Origin of the sequence: Nocardia sp. SSK8, assembly GCF_037034205.1 — a bacterium.
Taxonomy (GTDB): Bacteria; Actinomycetota; Actinomycetes; order Mycobacteriales; family Mycobacteriaceae; genus Nocardia.
In genome coordinates, this window is sequence record NZ_JBAGKD010000001.1 from 199611 (window position 1) to 218494 (window position 18884).

General features: G+C 69.6%; 19 protein-coding genes and 1 other RNA gene. 11 read left to right on the top strand and 9 right to left on the bottom strand.

The window, feature by feature from the left end:
* Positions 1–11: 11 nt before the first annotated feature.
* The 4 genes from recQ to WA675_RS00910 are packed head-to-tail and all read left to right on the top strand — an operon-like array spanning position 12 to position 3659.
* The gene (recQ, locus tag WA675_RS00895; RefSeq protein WP_442945527.1) at positions 12–2003 is read left to right on the top strand and encodes a DNA helicase RecQ; all 1992 of its coding nucleotides are present in this window, start codon (positions 12–14) and stop codon (positions 2001–2003) included.
* Between the two features lie 37 nt (positions 2004–2040).
* Positions 2041–2277: a hypothetical protein gene (locus WA675_RS00900; protein ID WP_336081068.1), complete on the top strand. Its 237-nt coding sequence runs from the start codon at positions 2041–2043 to the stop codon at positions 2275–2277.
* A gap of 48 nt (positions 2278–2325) precedes the next feature.
* Positions 2326–2799 (top strand): SsrA-binding protein SmpB, encoded by a 474-nt coding sequence (gene smpB, locus WA675_RS00905; protein ID WP_110036321.1) that lies wholly within the window; start codon positions 2326–2328, stop codon positions 2797–2799.
* The gene (locus WA675_RS00910) at positions 2796–3659 is read left to right on the top strand and encodes a DMT family transporter (protein ID WP_336081071.1); all 864 of its coding nucleotides are present in this window, start codon (positions 2796–2798) and stop codon (positions 3657–3659) included. The genes smpB and WA675_RS00910 overlap by 4 nt, the downstream gene beginning before the upstream one ends.
* Here the strand turns inward: WA675_RS00910 and WA675_RS00915 are convergent.
* Positions 3656–4957 carry an ABC transporter substrate-binding protein gene (locus WA675_RS00915; RefSeq protein ID WP_336081072.1) on the bottom strand — a complete coding sequence of 434 codons (1302 nt, stop codon included), beginning with the start codon at positions 4955–4957 and terminating at the stop codon, positions 3656–3658. The two genes, WA675_RS00910 and WA675_RS00915, sit on opposite strands and share 4 nt — an antisense overlap.
* 222 nt (positions 4958–5179) lie before the next feature.
* Between WA675_RS00915 and ssrA the strand changes: the two genes are divergently transcribed.
* Positions 5180–5551: a transfer-messenger RNA gene (gene ssrA, locus WA675_RS00920) on the top strand.
* Positions 5552–5594: 43 nt separating this feature from the next.
* Here ssrA and WA675_RS00925 read toward each other — a convergent pair.
* A complete protein-coding gene (locus tag WA675_RS00925) occupies positions 5595–7235 on the bottom strand; it encodes a TerD family protein (protein ID WP_336081073.1) in 1641 nt (546 codons plus the stop codon).
* A 17-nt stretch (positions 7236–7252) separates the two neighbouring features.
* Between WA675_RS00925 and WA675_RS00930 the strand changes: the two genes are divergently transcribed.
* Both WA675_RS00930 and WA675_RS00935 read left to right on the top strand, forming a co-directional pair.
* A complete protein-coding gene (locus WA675_RS00930) occupies positions 7253–8773 on the top strand; it encodes an outer membrane protein assembly factor BamB family protein (protein WP_336081075.1) in 1521 nt (506 codons plus the stop codon).
* Positions 8774–8808: 35 nt separating this feature from the next.
* Positions 8809–9465 carry a hypothetical protein gene (locus WA675_RS00935; RefSeq protein WP_336081076.1) on the top strand — a complete coding sequence of 219 codons (657 nt, stop codon included), beginning with the start codon at positions 8809–8811 and terminating at the stop codon, positions 9463–9465.
* A gap of 13 nt (positions 9466–9478) precedes the next feature.
* Here WA675_RS00935 and WA675_RS00940 read toward each other — a convergent pair whose 3' ends face one another.
* Positions 9479–10621, bottom strand: a complete 1143-nt coding sequence (locus WA675_RS00940) for a serine hydrolase domain-containing protein (RefSeq protein ID WP_336081077.1) — start codon at positions 10619–10621, stop codon at positions 9479–9481.
* Positions 10622–10750: 129 nt separating this feature from the next.
* Here WA675_RS00940 and WA675_RS00945 point away from each other — a divergent pair, with 129 nt between their 5' ends.
* Entirely contained in the window at positions 10751–11632 is an 882-nt protein-coding gene (locus tag WA675_RS00945; protein WP_336081079.1) for a hypothetical protein, read from the top strand.
* On the opposite strand, the gene WA675_RS00950 is transcribed toward WA675_RS00945, so the two are convergent.
* Both WA675_RS00950 and WA675_RS00955 read right to left on the bottom strand, forming a co-directional pair.
* The gene (locus tag WA675_RS00950) at positions 11610–12470 is read right to left on the bottom strand and encodes a DUF1266 domain-containing protein (protein WP_336081081.1); all 861 of its coding nucleotides are present in this window, start codon (positions 12468–12470) and stop codon (positions 11610–11612) included. The two genes, WA675_RS00945 and WA675_RS00950, sit on opposite strands and share 23 nt — an antisense overlap.
* Positions 12471–12526: 56 nt before the next feature.
* Positions 12527–12865 carry a YnfA family protein gene (locus WA675_RS00955; protein WP_336081082.1) on the bottom strand — a complete coding sequence of 113 codons (339 nt, stop codon included), beginning with the start codon at positions 12863–12865 and terminating at the stop codon, positions 12527–12529.
* 55 nt (positions 12866–12920) lie between these two features.
* Here WA675_RS00955 and WA675_RS00960 point away from each other — a divergent pair, with 55 nt between their 5' ends.
* Positions 12921–13616, top strand: coding sequence for an AraC family transcriptional regulator (locus WA675_RS00960; protein WP_336081083.1), 696 nt, complete (start codon positions 12921–12923; stop codon positions 13614–13616).
* A 123-nt stretch (positions 13617–13739) separates the two neighbouring features.
* Positions 13740–14228 carry an NUDIX hydrolase gene (locus tag WA675_RS00965; RefSeq protein WP_336081084.1) on the top strand — a complete coding sequence of 163 codons (489 nt, stop codon included), beginning with the start codon at positions 13740–13742 and terminating at the stop codon, positions 14226–14228.
* Here WA675_RS00965 and WA675_RS00970 read toward each other — a convergent pair.
* The 4 genes from WA675_RS00970 to WA675_RS00985 form a co-directional block, all read right to left on the bottom strand.
* Positions 14204–14602 carry a VOC family protein gene (locus tag WA675_RS00970; RefSeq protein ID WP_336081085.1) on the bottom strand — a complete coding sequence of 133 codons (399 nt, stop codon included), beginning with the start codon at positions 14600–14602 and terminating at the stop codon, positions 14204–14206. The two genes, WA675_RS00965 and WA675_RS00970, sit on opposite strands and share 25 nt — an antisense overlap.
* Before the next feature lie 49 nt (positions 14603–14651).
* Entirely contained in the window at positions 14652–15065 is a 414-nt protein-coding gene (locus tag WA675_RS00975) for an arsenate reductase ArsC (protein ID WP_336081086.1), read from the bottom strand.
* Positions 15066–15152: 87 nt separating this feature from the next.
* Entirely contained in the window at positions 15153–16454 is a 1302-nt protein-coding gene (locus tag WA675_RS00980) for a D-arabinono-1,4-lactone oxidase (RefSeq protein WP_336081087.1), read from the bottom strand.
* 60 nt (positions 16455–16514) lie between these two features.
* Positions 16515–17192, bottom strand: coding sequence for a TetR/AcrR family transcriptional regulator (locus WA675_RS00985; protein WP_336081089.1), 678 nt, complete (start codon positions 17190–17192; stop codon positions 16515–16517).
* A gap of 130 nt (positions 17193–17322) precedes the next feature.
* On the opposite strand from WA675_RS00985, the gene WA675_RS00990 reads away from it, so the two are divergent.
* Complete coding sequence (locus WA675_RS00990) at positions 17323–18822, top strand: MFS transporter (protein WP_336081090.1); 1500 nt, start codon at positions 17323–17325, stop codon at positions 18820–18822.
* Positions 18823–18884: the final 62 nt, after the last annotated feature.

Sequence of the window (18884 nt, forward strand, 5' to 3'; positions counted from 1 at the left end):
AGGATGGCCCGGTGAGCAATTCCGGCGCCACAGCCCCCGACATCGACGACTTCCCGCCCGAGGACTTCCCGCCCGACGACGCCTACGCGTCCGGTGGCGGGTACGTCTCCGAGCACGACTTCGACGACACCGGCGGCTTCCACTTCGACGATCTCGCCCCGGCCGGTCCGGCCCGGGCGGCGGCTCCCGGCCGCCCGGAGACCGCCGAGGAGGTGCTGAGCCGGGTCTTCGGCTACGACAGTTTCCGCGGCGACCAGGCCGCCATCGTCGAGCAGGTCGTCGGCGGCGGCGACGCGCTGGTCCTGATGCCCACCGGCGGCGGCAAATCGCTGTGCTACCAGGTGCCCTCGCTGGTGCGCCCCGGCGTCGGCGTCGTCGTCTCTCCGCTGATCGCGCTCATGCAGGACCAGGTCGACGCGCTCAGCGCGCTGGGGGTGCGCGCCGGATTCCTCAACTCCACCCAGTCGCCGGACGAGCGGCGCACGGTGGAGGCCCAGTTCGTCGCCGGCGAGCTCGACCTGCTCTATCTCGCGCCGGAACGGCTGCGCCTGGAATCCACCCTGCGGCTGCTCGATCGCGGCACCGTCGCGCTGTTCGCCATCGACGAGGCGCACTGTGTCTCGCAGTGGGGCCACGATTTCCGGCCCGACTACCTGGCGCTGTCGCTGCTGCACGAGCGCTGGCCGGATGTCCCGCGCATCGCGCTCACCGCCACCGCCACCGAGAAGACCGCCGCCGAGATCGTCGAGCGGCTCGATCTCGGCGCGGCGAAACAGTTCGTCGCCAGCTTCGACCGGCCCAATATCCAGTACCGGATCGAGAGCAAGAACCGGGCCGACCGCCAGCTGCTCGAGTTCATCCGCACCGAACACCCCGGCGACGCGGGCATCGTCTACTGCCTCTCGCGCAATTCGGTGGAGAAGACCGCGGCCATGCTCACCGAGAACGGGGTGCGAGCGGTGCCGTATCACGCGGGCCTGGACAACCGCACCCGCGCGGAGAACCAGGCCCGGTTCCTGCGCGAGGACGGCCTGGTGGTCGTGGCGACCATCGCCTTCGGCATGGGCATCGACAAACCCGATGTCCGCTTCGTCGCCCACCTCGACCTGCCCAAATCCATCGAGGGCTACTACCAGGAGACCGGCCGCGCCGGTCGCGACGGCCAGCCGTCGACCGCCTGGATGGTCTACGGCCTGGCCGATGTCGTGCAGCAGCGCAAGATGATCGACTCCAGCGAGGGCGACGCCGCGCACCGCCGTCAGCTGCAACTGCACCTCGACGCCATGCTCGCGCTGTGCGAGACGGTGGGCTGCCGCCGCGTCCAGCTGCTCAACTACTTCGGCCAGCCCGGCACCGCCTGCGGCAACTGCGATGTCTGCCTGAACCCGCCGCAGACCTGGGACGGCACCGTCCCCGCCCAGAAGATGCTCTCCACGGTCCTGCGGCTCAAGCGCGAACGCGGCCAGGCGTTCGGCGCCGGGCATCTCGTCGACATCCTGCTCGGCAAGACCAACCCGAAGATCACCCAGCACCGGCACAACGAGCTGTCGGTCTTCGGCATCGGCACCGATCTGCGCGATACCGAGTGGCGGGGCGTGGTCCGTCAGCTGCTGGCCGGTGGCCTGCTCGCGGTGCAGGGCGAATACGGCGTCCTCGCGCTCACCGACGCCAGCAACGAGGTGCTTTTCGAGGGCAGGCAGGTGCCGATGCGCCGCGAGCCCGAGCGCGCGGCCAAACCCGCCCGGGCGGCCAAGTCGGCCAAGGTCGCCGTCGACCTGCCCGCCGCCGACGTCCCGCTCTTCGAGCGCTTGCGGGCCTGGCGCGCGGCCACCGCCAAGGAGCAGGGCGTGCCCGCCTACGTGGTGTTCCACGACGCCACCCTGCGCGAGATCGCGGCCCGCAAGCCCGCCGACCTCGCCGCGCTCGGCACCGTCGCCGGCGTCGGCGAGAACAAGCTGGCCCGCTACGGCGAGGGGGTCCTGGCCACGCTGCACGAGGAATAGCCCCTGCGACCGGCCGTCGGCGCGTTAGGGTCGGCGCATGGCGGTGAACGGTGACGGACCCGACGAGGACAGCTCCGGCGGTGGAAGTGCCGCCGCCGACGGCCCACCGCCACCCCCACCACAGCGCGCGGTCGACCCCGTCGTCGCGCCCACCCTGCTCGGCACCCGGCACCCGGTGGTGCACCGGGGCAGGCCGCGCTGGACCACCGTCGGGCTGATCCTGGTCTTCACCGCCGCGCTGATCCTCTACCTGGCGCTGCGTCCCGGCGGCTGATCACGCCATGGAATAAAGCGCTGGCGCCGTCACTTAGAGTTGACCGTTATGAAGGAGAAAGGCCGGAAGGTCATCGCGACCAACCGCCGCGCGCGGCACAACTACACGATCCTCGACACCTATGAGGCGGGGATCGCGCTGGTCGGCACCGAAGTGAAGAGCCTGCGCGAAGGCAAGGCCTCCCTCGTCGACGCCTTCGCGACGGTCGACAACGGGGAGGTCTGGCTGCGCGGCCTGCACATCCCGGAGTTCAGCCACGGCACCTGGACCAACCACTCGCCGCGGCGCACCCGCAAGCTGCTGCTGCACAAGCGCGAGATCGAGCACCTGGTCGGCAAGTCCAGGGAGGGCAACCAGACGCTGGTGCCGCTGTCGATGTATTTCTCCGACGGCAAGGTGAAGGTCGAGCTCGCGCTCGCCAAGGGCAAGCAGGATTACGACAAGCGCCAGGATCTGGCTCGCCGCCAGGCCGAGCGTGAGGTCACCCGCGAGATCGGTCGGCGGGTCAAAGGCATGCGTTGATCTCCGTCGCGCTCGCCCTGATCGCGGCGGCGGGCTACGGAGTCAGCGACTTCTTCGGCGGTATCGCCGCCCGGCGGGTCACCGCGCTGCGCGTGGTCGTGGTGTCCTACCCGTTCTCGGTGCTGCTGGTCCTGCTGATCGCCCCGCTGGTCGGCGGGCACGCCGACGCGGCCTCGGTGCTGTGGGGCCTGGCCGCCGGGGTGGCCAGCGGACTGGCGGTGTGGTGGTTCTACGCCGCCTTGGCCGACGGCCCGATGTCGGTGGTGTCGCCGGTGACGGCGGTGCTGGTGGCCGGGATCCCGGTGATCGCCGGGTTCTTCCTGGGTGAGCGTCCCGGCCCGCTCGCGGTGGCGGGTATCGCGCTCGCGCTGGTCGCGGTGGTGCTGGTCAGCCGGGAGGCGCCCGACGAGACCACCGAGGAGATCATCGGCGGTCGCGAACTGCGGTTCTCGCGCCGGGTGGCCCTGCTCACCGTCGGCTCGGGCGCCGCGTTCGGCTTCGCCTTCTTCTTCCTGCACGAGACCAGCGCGAGCGCGGGCCTGTGGCCGCTGCTGGCCCAGCGCGTGGCCGCCACCGTCGTGGTGTGGACCTCCGCGCTGGCCGCCGGGGAGTTCCGCGGCCTGCACGGGGAACCGCTGCGGCTGGCATTGGCCGTCGGTGTGCTCGACGTGATCGCCAACGCCGCCCTGCTCTACGCCTTCCACGGCTCGATGCTGTCGGTGGTCAGCGTGATCGGCTCGCTGTATCCGGCCGCCACCGTGCTGCTGGCGATGGTGCTGCTGGGCGAGCGGATCGGCGGGCAGCAGAAGGTGGGGCTGGGACTCGCGCTCGCCGCGGTCGGGATGATCGCCGCCAACTAGAGCCGGGTGCAGGGCTCGGTGATGCCCAGCCTGCCCAGCGTGGTGCCCTGATAGCCGGTGCTGATCGCCCGCGCGCCCATCGGCGCGGTCTTGTCCGGCTCGAACACCACCGACCACTCCGCGGACAGATCCGGCGCGCTGGCCCCGGCCGGATGCACCACCACCATGCCCTCGCCGTCGGGCTTCAGATCGGTGACGGTGCGGCGCAGCCCGGGCCGGGTCAGTTCGCCCGCCTCGGCCGCCGCGATGAGCAGGGCCTTGAGCGGGTAGGAGATGGCCCAGCCCAGCGAGTAGCCGAAATTGGCTGGCTCGTGGTCGACGGCCGCGCGGGCGTGCTGGGCGCCGATGCTGTTGCCCGCCCACCCGTCGACCGGGGTCGTGTAGTTGAACAGCGCGGTGAGCGCGGGCGCGGCGGGCGTCTGCAGCAGCGCCGCGTTCCAGGTGGGCAGCGAGCCGAGGAACCGTCCGTCGAAGCCCGACTGCACCAGCTTGCCCACGATCTCGGCGGTCTCGGCCGGGCCGGTGGCCAGCAGGACCAGATCCGCGTCCGCGGCCAGCACCTCCTCGACCGGGCCGTCCTGATTGCCGACCTCGCCGTTGGGGCCGGTGTCGATCCGGTCGACGATGGTGGCACCGTTGGCCAGCGCCCACTTCAGCGCGCCGCTGGCGTAGTCGCCGCCCCAGTTGCCGCGGTAGGCCACGATGGCGATATTGCGTGGGGCGTAGTGGTTCTCGGTGAACCAGTCCAGGCCCATCACCGCTTCGGTGCAGTAGGAGTAGCCCGCGCTGAGCACCAGATTGCGGTCGGCGCTGCGGTAGTTCCAGCCCGACCACTGGGTGGCCGCCACGCTGACCATGTCGTCGGCGTCCATCTGGTTGAGCAGCGCGATCGACTGCCCGGTGCCCAGGCTCTGCGCCAGCGCCAGCACGTGCGGCTCGATCTCCTGATACGCGGTGCGGTGGGTGCGCGGATCGAAGGAGGTGTTGCGGGCGTAGGTGGTGATGTCGACGTCGTAGCCGCCGATGCCGCCCGATTCGTTCACCTGGTTCCAGAACGCCAGCTGACCCTCGTTCATCGAGATGCCAAGCGGCGCGAACGGCCCGCCACCCAGATCCGAGAGCACACCCAGGTAGATGCACCCCCGGTCCTTGTGCTCGGAACCGGGACACGGCTCACTGGTCACACCGGGCCCATAGCTCTGCTCGCTGCTCGAGCAGGCCGCCACGGCCGACACCAGCGCGGCCACGACCGGGATCACCACGGCACGGCGCAGCGCCCGCGGTTTGGTGAATGCCATCAGGTAACTCCTTGTTCCAGTCGCCCAGGGGATCTCGCTGTCCCAGTGCGGCCGAACGAGAACAGTACTCGCCTCGACCGGCCCCGCCACCCGGATTGACCCAGTCCCGGCCCGGTTCGCTGTCCGGTGACCGAGCCGACACCGTCGGCTGGCAGAAATAAGGGGAAGAAACGCGGCAGCGTGAGTGTTAATATGACTAGCCCGCAGGGTGCGGGCACGTACGGGGCTGAACGGTTTCGACTGCGTACGTTGATTCAGGGGAAGCGTGTCGGTGCAGGCAAGAGACCACCGTAAGCGTCGTTGCAACCAATTAAGCGCCGATTCCAATCAGCGCGAGTACGCCCTCGCTGCCTAAGTAGCAGGTCGTCTCTGTCAGACCGGGTTCGTCTCTCGACCCGGACCCTGGCATCAGCTAGAGAGACTTACTGTCCGGCCCGGTCGCGGGGTCGGGCGGAACATCAAACAGTGACTGGGATCGTCATCCGAGCTTGTTCGCGAGACCCGGAGATCCAAGCAGAGACCTAGCGAACTGCACACGGAGAAGCCCTGAAGACGCGGCGGAGGACCCGGGTTCGATTCCCGGCAGCTCCACTCGAGGCCCCTCACCTGAACCCCAGGTGAGGGGCTTTTTCGTGGATCAGATGCGCGCGCCCTTCTCGAGGTTGCACCGGCGGCACAGGATCTGCAGATTGCCCACGCTCGTCGCGCCGCCGCGGCTCAGCGGGATGATGTGGTCGAACTCCAGGTAATGGGTGTCGCCGCACTGGCAGCATTGGCCGCCGTCGCGTTGCCACACTTCGGATTTCACGTTCGGCGGGATCGACCGGGTGTCGCGTTGGCCCGGCGCGAGCACGAGTCGTTTCGAGACGCGCAGCGCTCCTTCGAGGACGGCCGCGACGTACTCGGGGTCGGGGACGCTGTAGGTTCCACCGCCGCGCGCGGTCGTCGCCGAGATGACGACATTGCCGTATTCGCTCGTGACCGACACGATCTTCGCCCAGGGCAGCTCGCTACCCGCGGCCGCACCGACGAATCGGAGCTTCTTGCTGCTGCCGACCAACCTGCCGCTGGTGTGCTTCGGTCCGCTGGCCAGATACTTGGTGTGGGTCGCGTTGACATCGATGTACAGCGTCTCGTCGGCGTCGAGATGCAGGTCTTCACGCCGGATACGGGGCAGGTCACCGGCCCGGACCTGGGTGAGCGACCGGCCGCGCAGCATGCGCCTGCGCAGCTCGTCGATGTGACGGCGGGCGACAGTCAAATCGACGGCCGCTTCGAGGTCCTCGATCGCCCGTTCGAAGCCGCTGAGTTCGGAGTCCTCGATCTCGTCGTCGGCGAACGCGAAGGCGACCAGGCGCTCCAGATAGGCGACGGCGAGCGGACGCAACGCCTCCCGGCCGCTCTCCTCGTGGATGCGCTGGAAGCGCAGACCCGTCCAGAGCTCATCCCACCCACTGCCCTGCGGTCCGGAGGTCGTCAGCACCTGCCACGCATGGGTCCGCCACATCGCGAGGAATCTGTTGACGTCGGATTCGCACCAGCGACACGGCGTCGGGCCACCGAATCTCGGGATCCGCTTCTCCCGGCCGCAGCGCTCGCAGATCGCCGGGTCGGCCGGGAAGATCTGCTGGAAGTCGTCGGTCCACAGCGACCCGTTCCACCAGCGGATCCGACCCGGCTGCCCCGTGTCCGGGTACCAGCCGGGTGCCATCCGGGCTTGCGCCGGTGGCGGCGTGTCACGAGGAATGGGCGCGGCCACAGGTGCGGGCGGCTCAGGCGAATCATCGACCTGTACACCGAACTCCTCGGCGAGCCCACGAAGCCCGCTCGCCCATCCCTGCCCGACCGACCGGAACTTCCACAGGCCGTTGCGCCGGTAGAACTCGCCGAGCATCATGGCCGTCACGGCATCGGGCTGGTCGACATCGAACGAGATCAGTGTGTCGCTGCCGTCCTTCACCGTCAGTGTCAGGTCGGTGACCTCGCTGAACGATCTCTCTTCGACCGATCCCGAGATGACGATGCGGGAAACAGCCGATTCGACGCTGGTGAGCGACACCGCGAGGACTGCCCGACCGGCCTGCGACTCGGTGAGCGCGACCGCGCCGGACGGATGCCGCGCCGCGTTGTAGAAGACGAAGTCCTCGTCGCTGCGTATCTTCCCGGTCTCGGCCAGGAGTAGTGCTTGTGGATCGACGTCCTGCTGCGACTTCCACGTCAAGACGACTGTTACTGCGGGTGAGTTGACCGCAGCATTCTCACCTCTGGAGAGCTTCACGCCTGCACACCGTCGCCGTGGTGGATTCCGTTACACCTTCGGTGGTTCCGTCGGCGCGTTCGCGACTTTGCGCGTGGCGCAAGATAATTCGATCGGTGAACGGCGTACGTCGTACGGTCGCGATGGCGCCGAGCGGGTGCGCCGCGTCCTCCTGGGCTATCGTTCGACCCGGTTGTCGGCAAGTGGTCGGGGGAGAGATGCGTAGGACGGTCGTTGTCGGGGCGGTCGTTGCCTGCTTGATGGTGTCGGGGTGTGGTTCTCGATCGATCGCGGGGGAGGGCGTCGCCGCGAGTGAGGCGCCTGGTTCGTCCACTACCGAGGTGGCGAAAAGCGGTGCGGCGTGGTCGGTGTCGGGGTATGCGGCTGGGTCTTCGATGGTTTCGGTGGTCGGGGATGTGGTGTTGACCGTGCGGCCGAGGGCGTTCGTGGCGCTGGATCGGGGGTCCGGGCGGGAACTGTGGCGGCGGGATACCCCCGATGGCTATCCGAAGTACTGGATCAGCGGGGGCTCGGTGGTGTTTGTCGACGATCCGAGGGCCGGGTCGGGGCAGGTGTTGTTCGAGGTCATCGAGATCGTCGGTGGGGCGACGGTGTGGCAGGGCAGTGCCGACAAGGTGACGGTGTTCGACAAGGCGGTCTATACCGCCGAGTGCGAGCAGGAGTCCGGGCGCAGCGAGCGGTGCTCGACGATGCGGCGTGACATTCGCGACGGGAAACCGAGCTGGGCGGTGGCGGCGAGTGGGTCCGTGAGCAGGTCCATTATCGGGCAGCACGGGCGCCTGGCTCCGGCCGAACAAGCGCACCTAGCGTTCTCTGTAGTGTCCGAGCCGTTCGGCATCGATTGGACCTTGCTCGAGACGGCGACCGGCGCGATTCTGCCGGTCCGCGCCAAGAACCGCGCCTGGTACGAGGTCGCTGTCGGGAAGACGCTGATCGTCACGGCGAACGATGATGTCCGAGGGCTGGGAGCATGCCCCGTGCTGATCGAGGCCTTCGGCGGTGACAGCGGAACCAAGGACTACTCGATCACTGTCAACAGCGGCCGCCGCGAGGACGACGACTGTGAGCACTCACTCGGCGGCGACGGATTCGTCGGCAGTGGGTCCCGCGTCGCGGTGGTCGGCGACGACGGCCGGGCTCAGCTACTCGATCTGGCCGCCGGGACAGCGGTGTGGACCTCCGAGGTCGAGGGCAGCGCACTGGCTTGTGACGACCGATCCCTGCTGATCACCGAGCACGCGGATCAGGGCGCACTCACCCTGGTCGATCTCGCTACCGGTCGGCGGCAGTGGCAGGTGACCGATCCCGGTTTCGTCGGATACCCCAACGAGCGAACAGTTTTCGTCGTCGGTGACAGTGTCGTCGTGGGCGGGCGAATCGACAGCAAGCATGGGACGACGCCGGTCACGATCGTCTACGACCGGGCGACCGGCGCGGAAACGGCGACCTACGACGGATCGCTGGAGGGCGCGGACCCGGATTGGGTCGCGATCGTTCGCTACGTCGACGGACACGAAGTCCTCGAGTTCCACACCTGAGTGGGCCGAGGGAAGCACGGAGGGGAGAGTGGCCGGTGGCCAATGATTTTCGGGACCTGGCGGGCAAGGCGGCCAAGGCCGTCGCCGAGGAGGCGCGGCAGCGCGGTGGGTTCCTCACGCTGAACGACGACGACATCACCAGCTTCCTCGCGTCGGCTGTCGAACCCGGCGAGCAGGTGCTCACCTTCGCCGCTGTCACGCCGCATCACGACTGTCCGAAGGTGCCACGGAAGCGGAAGGTCGAGGACGGGTTCGGGGGCAGGTCCGCGACCCGCAAGCTCGCGGGAGCCGCCCTCGGCATCGCGGCCGTCGCCTCCGGCGAGTGGGATCTCGGCGACCCCCGGCAGTCGACCGCCCTGCACGGCGGCCTCGACAGCCTGGCCGGTCAGCTGCGCATCCACTACGACCCGGTGACCAATGGCTGCGAACATGTCCTCGCGCTGACCAGCGCCCGCCTGGTCCTGCTGCGTATCCGCAGCGGCGTCGGCCGCAAGTTCGGCCCGGCGCTCATCCCCTGGTGGGCCCACCGCGCGCACGTCGTCGCGTCCCGCCCGCACGGCACCACCGGCTTGTCCCTGGCCTTCGCCGACTCCTCCTGGATCACCCTCCAGGGCGGCTCCGCCGACCGCGCCACCGCCCTGCGCACCGCCTTCCCCGACGCCCCCGCACCCTGGCCCGGCGACCGCCACTGACCGCACGATCTCCTCAGGGAACGGCGGGTGGCCGATCCGGAACGAGGAGCTCGGCGATCTTCGTGCCGATGCCGACGGCATTGTTCTTGTCGGCATCCGAACTGGGCCCAAGGGTGGTGTAGACGATGACGGTGGTGGCCGATTTCGTGTCGTAGAAGGCGACACCGTCGTAGCCGCCGTAGGACGGGTTCATGAACAGCCAGTCGCCGAGATGGACGACGCCGAAGGCGAAGTAGCGGTCGGCGGTGAGGGGGCCGAGGCCCGCGGTGGAGGGCGCCATCATCTGCTCGAACTGGTCGGGGGTGAGCCGTTCGCCGGTGCCCAGGGCCCGGACCCAGCGGCCGAGGTCGGCGACGGTGGCGTTCATGTTACCGCTGTGCAGGAACGCGGTCGGATTCCAGAAGGTGGAGTCCTCGAAGAACTTTCGCTCATTGGTGTAGCCGTGCAGGAAGGGCTCGTCCATCTGCGGGGTGAGCACCACCTCGCTGTGGTGCATGCCCAGCGGCTCGGTGAGATGCCCGGCGATCAACTCGCCCAGCGGTTTTCCCGCCGCCCGCTGGAGCACCTCACCCAGCACCACCAGATCGCTGTGCGCGTAGGCGAAGCTGGTGCCGGGCTCGAACAGCGGCGGCCGATCGGTGGCGATATCGAGCAGCTGAGGCGCGGTCCACGCGCGAATCGGGTTCTCGCCGAAGATCTTCAGGAACGCGGGGTCGGTCACGTAGTCGGCGATACCGGAGGTGCTGTTGGCCAGCATGCGCGGGGTGATCACCTCGGCGCGGGGGAACCCGGGTAGCCAGCGCGCGATCGGTTGGTCCATCGACAGCACGCCGTCGCCGTCGAGCCGCCACAGCACCGTCGACAGCATCGGCTCCATCGGCTGACCCACCCGCACCCGCATGTCCGCGTTCGCGGGCACCCCCAGCGGCGACTCACCCAGCGCGTCCAGCGCCACCCGCTCCCCACCGCGCCACACCCCGAAGACCGCCGCGCTGAGATCGAGCTCGCCCATCGCCGCGCGCACGATCTCGGTGATCCGCCCGGCCTCGGGACCGGCGGCGGGCTCCGGTGGCGACTCGGCTGCGGCGCATCCGCCCAGCACGAGGACCAGCGCGAGGGCCGCACCGGCGAGACGGCACCGCGACGACTTGCTCATGACGGCGATCCCTTCGTCCAGGAAAACACACCCGAGCAGCGACGATCTCGAATCTACGCCGCCCGGGCCCACCGGCGACACCCCCTCGGTAGGATCCAGCCAGGCGGGGCTGGGCCGGAGGGATTTGCTGTGATCGAGGTGTGGGGTACGCGGGTGGCCGTCCGGTACGGGGACGGGCGGCTGGTGACTACGCCGCTGCGGGCCGACAACGAGGTGGGCCTCGATGTCTCGGTCGCGGAGCTGGCCAGGGTCGCGCTGGCGACCACCGAGGACGGGCTGCTCGCCCTGCTGCTGTTCTTCCGCTCGGCCCAGCACGTGGTCAACGGGGTGCCCACCGATCGGCAGCCGGTGCCGGTGTTCCTCGAGACCGGGGTGCGCGCGCAGGCGCAGGTGCTGGTGCGCGCGGTCGAACGGGACCTGATCGGCCTGCGCCGCGTGTTCCCCCCGCGCCCGAATCTGATTCCCCCGCAATCGGTTCCCGGCCCGGACGGCCCGCAGCGCCCCGATGTCACGGCGGCCGCGGGCCGTATGCGTTATGTGGGCAATTCGCTGGCGGAGATCGCAATCCTGCACCGCTGCGCGCGCTCCGACGAATACGTGCTGGAACTGGCCCAGGCCGGGCACGAGGGGGTGCCGGGCCTGGTCGCCGTCACCACGCTGCGGCTGCTGTTCGTGTCCACCTGGGCCGTCTACGAGTTCCCGGTCGCCGTCCTCACCGGCGCCGAGATCCTCGCGCCGCCGGGAAAGGTCGCCACCCTGCGGGTTTCGGGTGCCGGTGCCGAGCTGGACTTCCTGGACTGGGAGCCGGTCGATTTCGCCCGCGTCGCCGAGGCACTGCGGCTGGCCTGCGAGATCGAACACGCCGACGGCTCCATCGCGCAGTCGCTGCCCTCCTCGGCGGACCTGTTCGGCGAGTGGCAGCTGCTGGTGGAGCGGCGCAAACTCGGGATGGTCGACGACGACCCGTTCCGCCGTCAGGCGGTCGGGATCATGCTGGCGATGCCGGGCTGAACACCGGCGCGCCCTGGTGCAGCGCCACCCGCCGCCACGGGCTCGACGGACGCAGGTGCAGCCCGGCCAGCATCCGGCCGCGTTCGGCCACTTGCCGTTTCGCTGCCGAGAGATCCTGGGTCGCGGCCCAGAAGATCGCCCCGGTGAGGAAGCCGTCGCCGAACTGGCGCCAGTTGCGGTAGTGCTGACGGGCCCGGTCCAGCCCGGTCAGCATGTGCTCCCAGGCCTCGTCCTCGGTGAGATAACCCGCCGTGTGGGCGCCGCGCGCGATGAACACCAGCCGGGCCAGGTCCCAGGCGGTGGCGTCGGTCTGCAACGGGCTCGGCAGGCACTCGGTGATGCCGAGCTTGATGGCCTGCAGCCAGGCGTCGTAGTCGCGGTCGATGCCCGCGGGGCCGCGATAGCCGCGGAAACCCGAGAGCGTGTGCAGGAATTCGCGATGTTCGTCGGCCAGGCCGCTGCGATCCACCCGGCCGGTGTCGCCCGCCGCGGCCACCGCCAGCGGATGCACGAGTTCGAACAGCGGCGCGTGCATGCCAGCGAGCAGCCTGCGGATGGTGTCGCGCGCGTCCTCGGCGTTGTCCACGCCCCAGGATTCGTGCAGGCCCTCGATCGCGGTCTCGCGCCGGGTCACCGTGCTGTCGTCTTCGGGCAGGAAGGCCACGCCGTCGCAGTGCGCGCCCCAGCTGCGGCCGTAGTAGGCGCCGACGGCCAGTGCGGTGATGCGGTTGTCGTCGATGGCCGCGCCCGACCAGAGATCTGGTTCGGTGTCGATATCGGATCCGGGGAAACTCGCGATCCGTGGTGCGCCGCCGCGCACCGATGCCGCCGATTGCATGGAGCCCACCCCTCCGCCGAACCGAATGCCTGTCGCCGCCCGATGCTACCGACCGCTCACCCGGCCGCCCGCGGGACGTACATGATGATGCCGACCCCGACCAGGCACACCAGCGCGCCGATCACGTCCCAGCGATCCGGCCGGAACCCGTCCAGCGCCATCGCCCACAGCAGCGAGCCCGCCACGAAGACCCCACCGTAGGCGGCCAGAATCCGCCCGAAATGCGCGTCCGGTTGCAGGGTCGCGACGAACCCGTACAGCCCCAGCGCCAGCACGCCCGCGCCGATCCACACCGTCCCCCGGTGCTCGCGCACGCCCTGCCAGATCAGCCAGGCCCCGCCGATCTCGGCGACGGCGGCCAGCACGAACAACAGCACAGAACGCAGGACGGTCATGGGAGCACCCTAGGCGGGCCGGAACCTGTCGGTGGGCGGCGCTACCGTCGGGAGGATGAGCGACTACCGGGAGCGCGCGGCACGCATCGACCGGGCTGTCCTCTGGACGCGCACCGTCGCCGCGCACCCGGAGCCGGTCACGGTGTTCCCCGACGGCTGCATGGATCTGATCTGGACCGAGGGCTCGCTCCTGGTGGCGGGCCCGGACAGCCGCGCTTTCCTCGCGCCCGCGGCGCGCGCGAGCGCGTTCGTCGGGATCCGGTTCGCGCCGGGCACCGCGCCCGCGCTGCTGGGCGTGCCCGCCGTGGAACTGCTGAATCAACGGGTCGATCTGGGCGATCTCGTGCCCGCCCGCACGGCCCGGCTGCTGGTCGACAGCATCGACAACGCGCCCGACCGCGTGGCGGCACTCGAGGGGGTCGCCACTCGATTCGCGGCGGCGAACACGCGCGCCGACCCGGTGATCACCGCCGTCGCCGACAGCCTGGCCGCGGGCGCCACGGTCGCCGAGACCGCCACCCAGGCGGGGCTCTCGGCCCGGATGCTGCACCGGCGCAGCCTGGCCGCCTTCGGCTACGGGCCCAAGATGTTGGCCCGAATTCTCCGGTTTCAGCGAGCACTCGCCGCCGTGCGGGCGGGAATTCCGGCGGCCGAGACCGCCGCCGTCACCGGCTTCGCCGACCAGTCGCACCTCTCGCGAGAGTTCCGTGACCTGGCCGGATGCTCGGTCCGGGCACTCCAACCCGGGTGATCGATCCGCGCGGTGCCCGGAAAGTCTCATTCGGCATCGCCCGGGGGGAAAGTTATGCTCACAGAGCACGCCCCGTCGCATGTGCCAGGCAAGTCCGAAACACGACGAGAGGATGTGACCCGAATGATCGACGAATCCGTGTACTCCACGCTCCGTATCGAGGCCGAACGAGACGAAGTCCGTCGACTTGTCGTCGGTGCCGTCGTCGTCCGTCACCACCGGGTGCTCATCCTCCGCCGCCGACGATCCGACTCACTGAGCGGCCGCTGGGAGCTACCGAGCGGGGTTGTGGAACCCGGCGAGGCCCTCGACGACGCGGTGGCCCGCGAAGTCGCCGAGGAGACCGGCCTCGAGGTCACCGGGGTCACCGACTACCTGGGCGAATTCGACTACCTGTCCAGCGCGGGCGCGCGCACCAGGCAGTTCACCTTCGTCGTCGATGTCGCCGCGACCGGCCCGGTGCGGCTGACCGAACACGACACCCACCTGTGGACCAGGCTCACCGGGGAACCGCCGGTCAGCGACGAGGTCCGCGAGATCCTGGACCGCTACCAGCAGCGTCAGCGTGATCCGCGCGGCTGGTCGGCCTATTCGGTGGGCAACGGGGCGTAGAGGTCGATGCCCTGGCCGTCGGGGTCGGCGAGCGTGGCGTAGCGCTGGCCCCAGACGGCGTCCCAGGGCGCGAGTTCGCCGTGGTAGCCCTCGGCGACGAGCTCGGCCCAGAGCTTGTCGACCTCGGCCGGATCGGCGCAGCGGAACGCGATCCCGGTGCGGCCGTGGCCGGTCGGCGGCTGCCAGCCGGGCGCGAAGGAGGCGATCACCTCCTCGGTGTCCAGCGCCAGGCGCAGGCCGCCGCCCAGGGGCGCCTCGGTGTGCGGCGCGGTCTCCGCGCCGTCGGGGAAGACGAGCCCGAGCCTGCGATAGAAGGTCACCGAGGCGGCCATATCGGAGACGACGATCGAGAGCACATCCAGCTGTGGAGTCATATCCGCAGCGTAGGCGCCCGATCGGCGGCCGTCTTGAACGAATCGGACCTCAGCGGGTGGGCGCGGGCACCAGTTCGGCGATGAGATTGCCGATCAGGATCCGCAGGTGATCGCGGATGCCGCGCACCACCTCGATCGGCTGCCCGGCTGGGTCGGCCAGCACCCAGTCGCGGTAGCTGATGCCGGGGAAGTACGGGCACACCTCCCCGCAGCCCATGGTCACCACCACGTCGGAGACGCCGACGGCGTCGTCGGTGAGCGCCTTGGGCCGTTCGCCGCCGATATCGATCCCGATCTCGGCCATGGCCGCGACCGCGACCGGATGGAGCTCCTCGGCCGGTTCGCTGCCCGCGGTACGCACCTCGATGCGATTTCCGGCCATTGCCCGCAGCAGTCCTGCCGCCATCTGCGACCGGCCCGCATTGTGGACACCGACGAACAACACGCTGGGTGTGTGGGCCATGGTCGCCCTTTCGGCGCAGGAGCAAAGTGCTTGTGGCACATCAGATATACCTCGCGCCGACGGTGCGGAACAACCGGTACCGGGGGATCAGTCCAGCGGACCGAGCACCCGGCGCACGTAGTCGTTGGCGAAGACGCCGGTGGGGTCCAGGCGGCGGCGCACCGCGGTGAACCGGTCCCAGTCCGGGTAGCGCGGGGACAGGGTCGCGGCGGTCTGGTAGTGCCGCTTGCCCCAGTGCGGCCTGCCGTCGTAGCGGTCGAAAACCGCTTCGCAGGCACGGAAGTACGGGTCCCAGTCCATGCCCTCGTACTGGTGCACCGCGATGTAGCAGGTCTCGCGCCCGCCCGCGGGGGACAGGAACGCGTCGTCGGGGGCCACCCAGCGCACCTCGAGCGGCATCGGAGTGTCGAAGCGCTTGGCGAGTTCGAGGATCTCGCGCAGCGCGGCCACCGAATGCTGCCGGGGCACGGCGTATTCCATCTCGTTGAACTTCACCTTGCGCGGGGTGGCGAACACGCGATAGGAGCGATCGGTCTGGCGATTGTTGCTGCCCGCGAGCGCGGCCAGCCGGTGGATGGTGGGGATGGCCGCCGGAATCCGCTTGCCCACCTTGCACATTCCGTCGTAGAGATGGTTGGCGAGCAGGATGTCGTTGAGCCACTCCCTGATCCGGCCACGCGGCTGTTCGATCGCGTCGGTGCGGTTGAGCGCCTTGGTCATCGCCAGCTTGCTGTGCGGGAAGGCGAAGAACTCGAAGTGCTCGTTGCCGTCGACGTAGTCGTCCAGATCTGCGAGCACCTCGTCGAGCGGGACCGGTCGTTCGACGGCGTCGAGCACGAACGAGGGTGTCAGCTGCAGTGTCGTCGCGGTGACGACACCGAGTGCGCCGATGCTCACCCGGGCGGCCTTCCAGCCCTCCGGATCGGTCTGCTCGTTGAGCTCCACCCGGCTGCCGTCGGCCAGCATGACCTCCACCGAGTGCAGCGCCGCGGAGATATTGCGCAGTTTCGCGCCGGTCCCGTGGGTGGCGGTGGCGGTGGCGCCCGCGATGGTCTGGGTGTCGATATCGCCGAGGTTGGGGAACGCCAGCCCGTGCTCGTGCAGCAGCGGGCTGGCCGCGTGCAGGGTGATCCCGGCCTCGACGCGCACCCGCCCGGTCGCGGTGTCCACGTCGAGCACCCGGTTCAGCCCGCCCAGATCTAGCAGGGTGCCGTCGGTGAGCACCGCGTCGGTGAACGAGTGACCGGACCCCGCGACGCGCACGGTGCGCCCCGCGTCGGCCGACGCGACGACGATCTCGGCCAGTTCTTCGACGCCGCGGGGCGCGGCGACGACGGCGGGTGTGCAGCGCTGCTCGCCCGCCCAGTTCACCCAGGTGCTCTTGGTCATGTGTCCAACAGTAGAGGATGAGGTGTGACGCGCGCTACTGCACGGGGGTGGAAGCGGTGGTCAGCGACGGCGGCCGAGGCAGCCCGCGGCCTTGGCCTGCTCGACTTCCTCGTCGGTGAGCGGGCCGACGAGCAGTGGGCGCCGGGGCACCGCGTCGGTGCGCACGCCGTTGAGTAGCACGGCCATATAGCGCTGCCAGACCTCGGAATTCACCGGTCCGGCGAACTCGGCGAACGCGTTGACCATGTGGATCAGCGCGAAGAAGTCGGAGGTGGTGATGTCGGGGTGCACTGCCCCGGCCGCGCGGGCGCGGTCGACGATGGCGGCCACCGACGGGCGGATGCGGTCGCGCAGTTCGGCGAAGCGGGCCGGATCCTCCTCGAGCTCGAGCATCACCTCGCCGAAGCCGCGATTGGCCGCGAGGTGGCGGCAGGCGTCCTCGAAGAACTCGACCAGGCCGAGCCAGGGGTCGGGGTGGCCGAGGGAGGCCTCGGCGGTCTCGGCGAAGTCGACCAGGTGCTGGTCGAAGACCTCGGCGATCAGTTCCTTCTTGTTGGCGAAGCGGCGGTAGACCGTGCCCACGCCGACACCGGCGCGTTCGGCGACGTCGTCGAGGGTGATCTCGAGGCCGTGATCGGCGAAGAGTTCGCGGGCGGCCGCGACGATCCGCTGCTGGTTGCGCACGGCGTCGGCGCGCAGTCGGCGGGGTGGTGCTGGGGTCGTCGTGGCGTGATTCACAGGGGCATCCTAGCAATCCGGGGATTAAGTGGAGGTGGTTTCTCCGTTAATCTGGTAGCTTCAGTGAAGCGGAGGCGGTATCTCCAATTATGCCACCGAAAACTCACCCAGACGACTCACGAGGGAAGTTATGACCACCACACTCGACACCGGGACCCAGCGTCCCGCGGACGCGGGCACGAGCCGCCGGGGTTCGCACGCCCTGCGCTGGTGGGTGCTCGCCGTTCTCGGCATCGCCCAGCTCATGGTCGTGCTGGACGCGACGATCGTGAATATCGCCCTGCCCGCCGCCCAGGCCGATCTGGGCTTCGGCGACGGCGATCGGCAATGGGTCATCACGGGTTACGCGCTGGCCTTCGGCAGCCTGCTGCTGCTCGGCGGCAGGCTCAGTGACCTCTTCGGCCGCCGCAACACCTTCATCATCGGCCTGATCGGCTTCGCCGCGGCCTCGGCCATCGGTGGCGCCGCGAGCAGCTTCGAGATGCTGGTGGCCGCGCGGGTCGGCCAGGGTGTGTTCGGCGCGCTGCTGGCGCCCGCCGCGCTGTCACTGCTGACGGTCACCTTCACCGAACCCAAGGAACGCGCCAAGGCCTTCGGCATCTTCGGTGCCGTCGCCGGTGCCGGTGGCGCGATCGGCCTGCTGCTCGGCGGCGCGCTCACCGAGTGGGCGTCGTGGCGCTGGGCGATGTACGTCAACCTGATCTTCGCCGCGGTGGCCCTGGTCGGTGCCGTGCTGCTGCTGGCCAAGCACACCGCCACCACCCGTCCCAAGCTGGACTGGCCCGGCACCGTCGCCGTCACCGCCGCGCTGTTCGGCATCGTCTACGGCTTCTCGCACGCCGAGTCACACGGCTGGAGCGACCCGACCACGCTGGCCTTCCTGATCGGTGGCGCCGTGCTGCTCGCGGTGTTCGTCTGGATCGAGACCCGGGTCGCGCACCCGCTGCTGCCGCTGCGCATCGTGGCCGACCGCACCCGCGGCGGGTCCTACCTGACCGTGTTCACCATGGGCATCGGGATGTTCGCGATCTTCCTGTTCCTCACCTTCTACATGCAGCTGACCCTCGAGTACACCCCGATCGTCACCGGCCTGGCGTTCCTGCCGATGGTCGCGGGCATGGTGGCCTCCTCGACCACCGCGCCCTCGCTGCTGCTGCCGCGCTTCGGGCCCAAGATCGTGATCAGCGTGGGCTTCCTGGTCGCCGCCTCGGGCATGATCTGGCTGACCCGGATCGGCCTGGACACCGGGTACGTCACCCACATCCTGCCCGCCCTGATCCTGCTCGGCCTGGGCCTGGGTGCCGCGATGTCGGTCGCCTTCCAGGGCGCCACCGCGGGTGTGCACCACGAGGATGCCGGTGTCGCCTCGGCGATGGTCAACACCAGCCAGCAGGTCGGTGGCTCGATCGGCACCGCGTTGCTGAGCACCATCGCGGCCTCGGCGATGACCGACTACGTCTCCTCGCACCAGCCCGGCCCGCTCACCATGGCGCAGGGCGCGATCGAGAGCTACACCATCAGCTTCTGGTGGGGGGCAGCGGCATTCGTGCTCGGCGCGATCGTGATCGCCGTGATCATGCCGAACACGGTGCCCGCCCCGGCCGAGGGTGAGCCGGTGCTGGCGCACTGATCCACCACCGCGAGAACCGAAGGCCCGGACCGGATAACGGTCCGGGCCTTCGGCGTGTGCGC

Bases quoted from the DNA above. Each gene is read 5' to 3' on its own strand.
- smpB (WP_110036321.1), top strand. From the start codon at position 2,326: ATGAAGGAGAAAGGCCGGAAGGTCATCGCGACCAACCGCCGCGCGCGG.
- WA675_RS00970 (WP_336081085.1), bottom strand. From the start codon at position 14,602: ATGACTCCACAGCTGGATGTGCTCTCGATCGTCGTCTCCGATATGGCC.
- WA675_RS00990 (WP_336081090.1), top strand. From the start codon at position 17,323: ATGACCACCACACTCGACACCGGGACCCAGCGTCCCGCGGACGCGGGC.
- WA675_RS00965 (WP_336081084.1), top strand. From the start codon at position 13,740: ATGATCGACGAATCCGTGTACTCCACGCTCCGTATCGAGGCCGAACGA.
- WA675_RS00950 (WP_336081081.1), bottom strand. From the start codon at position 12,470: ATGCAATCGGCGGCATCGGTGCGCGGCGGCGCACCACGGATCGCGAGT.
- WA675_RS00915 (WP_336081072.1), bottom strand. From the start codon at position 4,957: ATGGCATTCACCAAACCGCGGGCGCTGCGCCGTGCCGTGGTGATCCCG.
- WA675_RS00980 (WP_336081087.1), bottom strand. From the start codon at position 16,454: ATGACCAAGAGCACCTGGGTGAACTGGGCGGGCGAGCAGCGCTGCACA.
- WA675_RS00955 (WP_336081082.1), bottom strand. From the start codon at position 12,865: ATGACCGTCCTGCGTTCTGTGCTGTTGTTCGTGCTGGCCGCCGTCGCC.
- WA675_RS00975 (WP_336081086.1), bottom strand. From the start codon at position 15,065: ATGGCCCACACACCCAGCGTGTTGTTCGTCGGTGTCCACAATGCGGGC.
- WA675_RS00900 (WP_336081068.1), top strand. From the start codon at position 2,041: ATGGCGGTGAACGGTGACGGACCCGACGAGGACAGCTCCGGCGGTGGA.
- WA675_RS00960 (WP_336081083.1), top strand. From the start codon at position 12,921: ATGAGCGACTACCGGGAGCGCGCGGCACGCATCGACCGGGCTGTCCTC.
- WA675_RS00940 (WP_336081077.1), bottom strand. From the start codon at position 10,621: ATGAGCAAGTCGTCGCGGTGCCGTCTCGCCGGTGCGGCCCTCGCGCTG.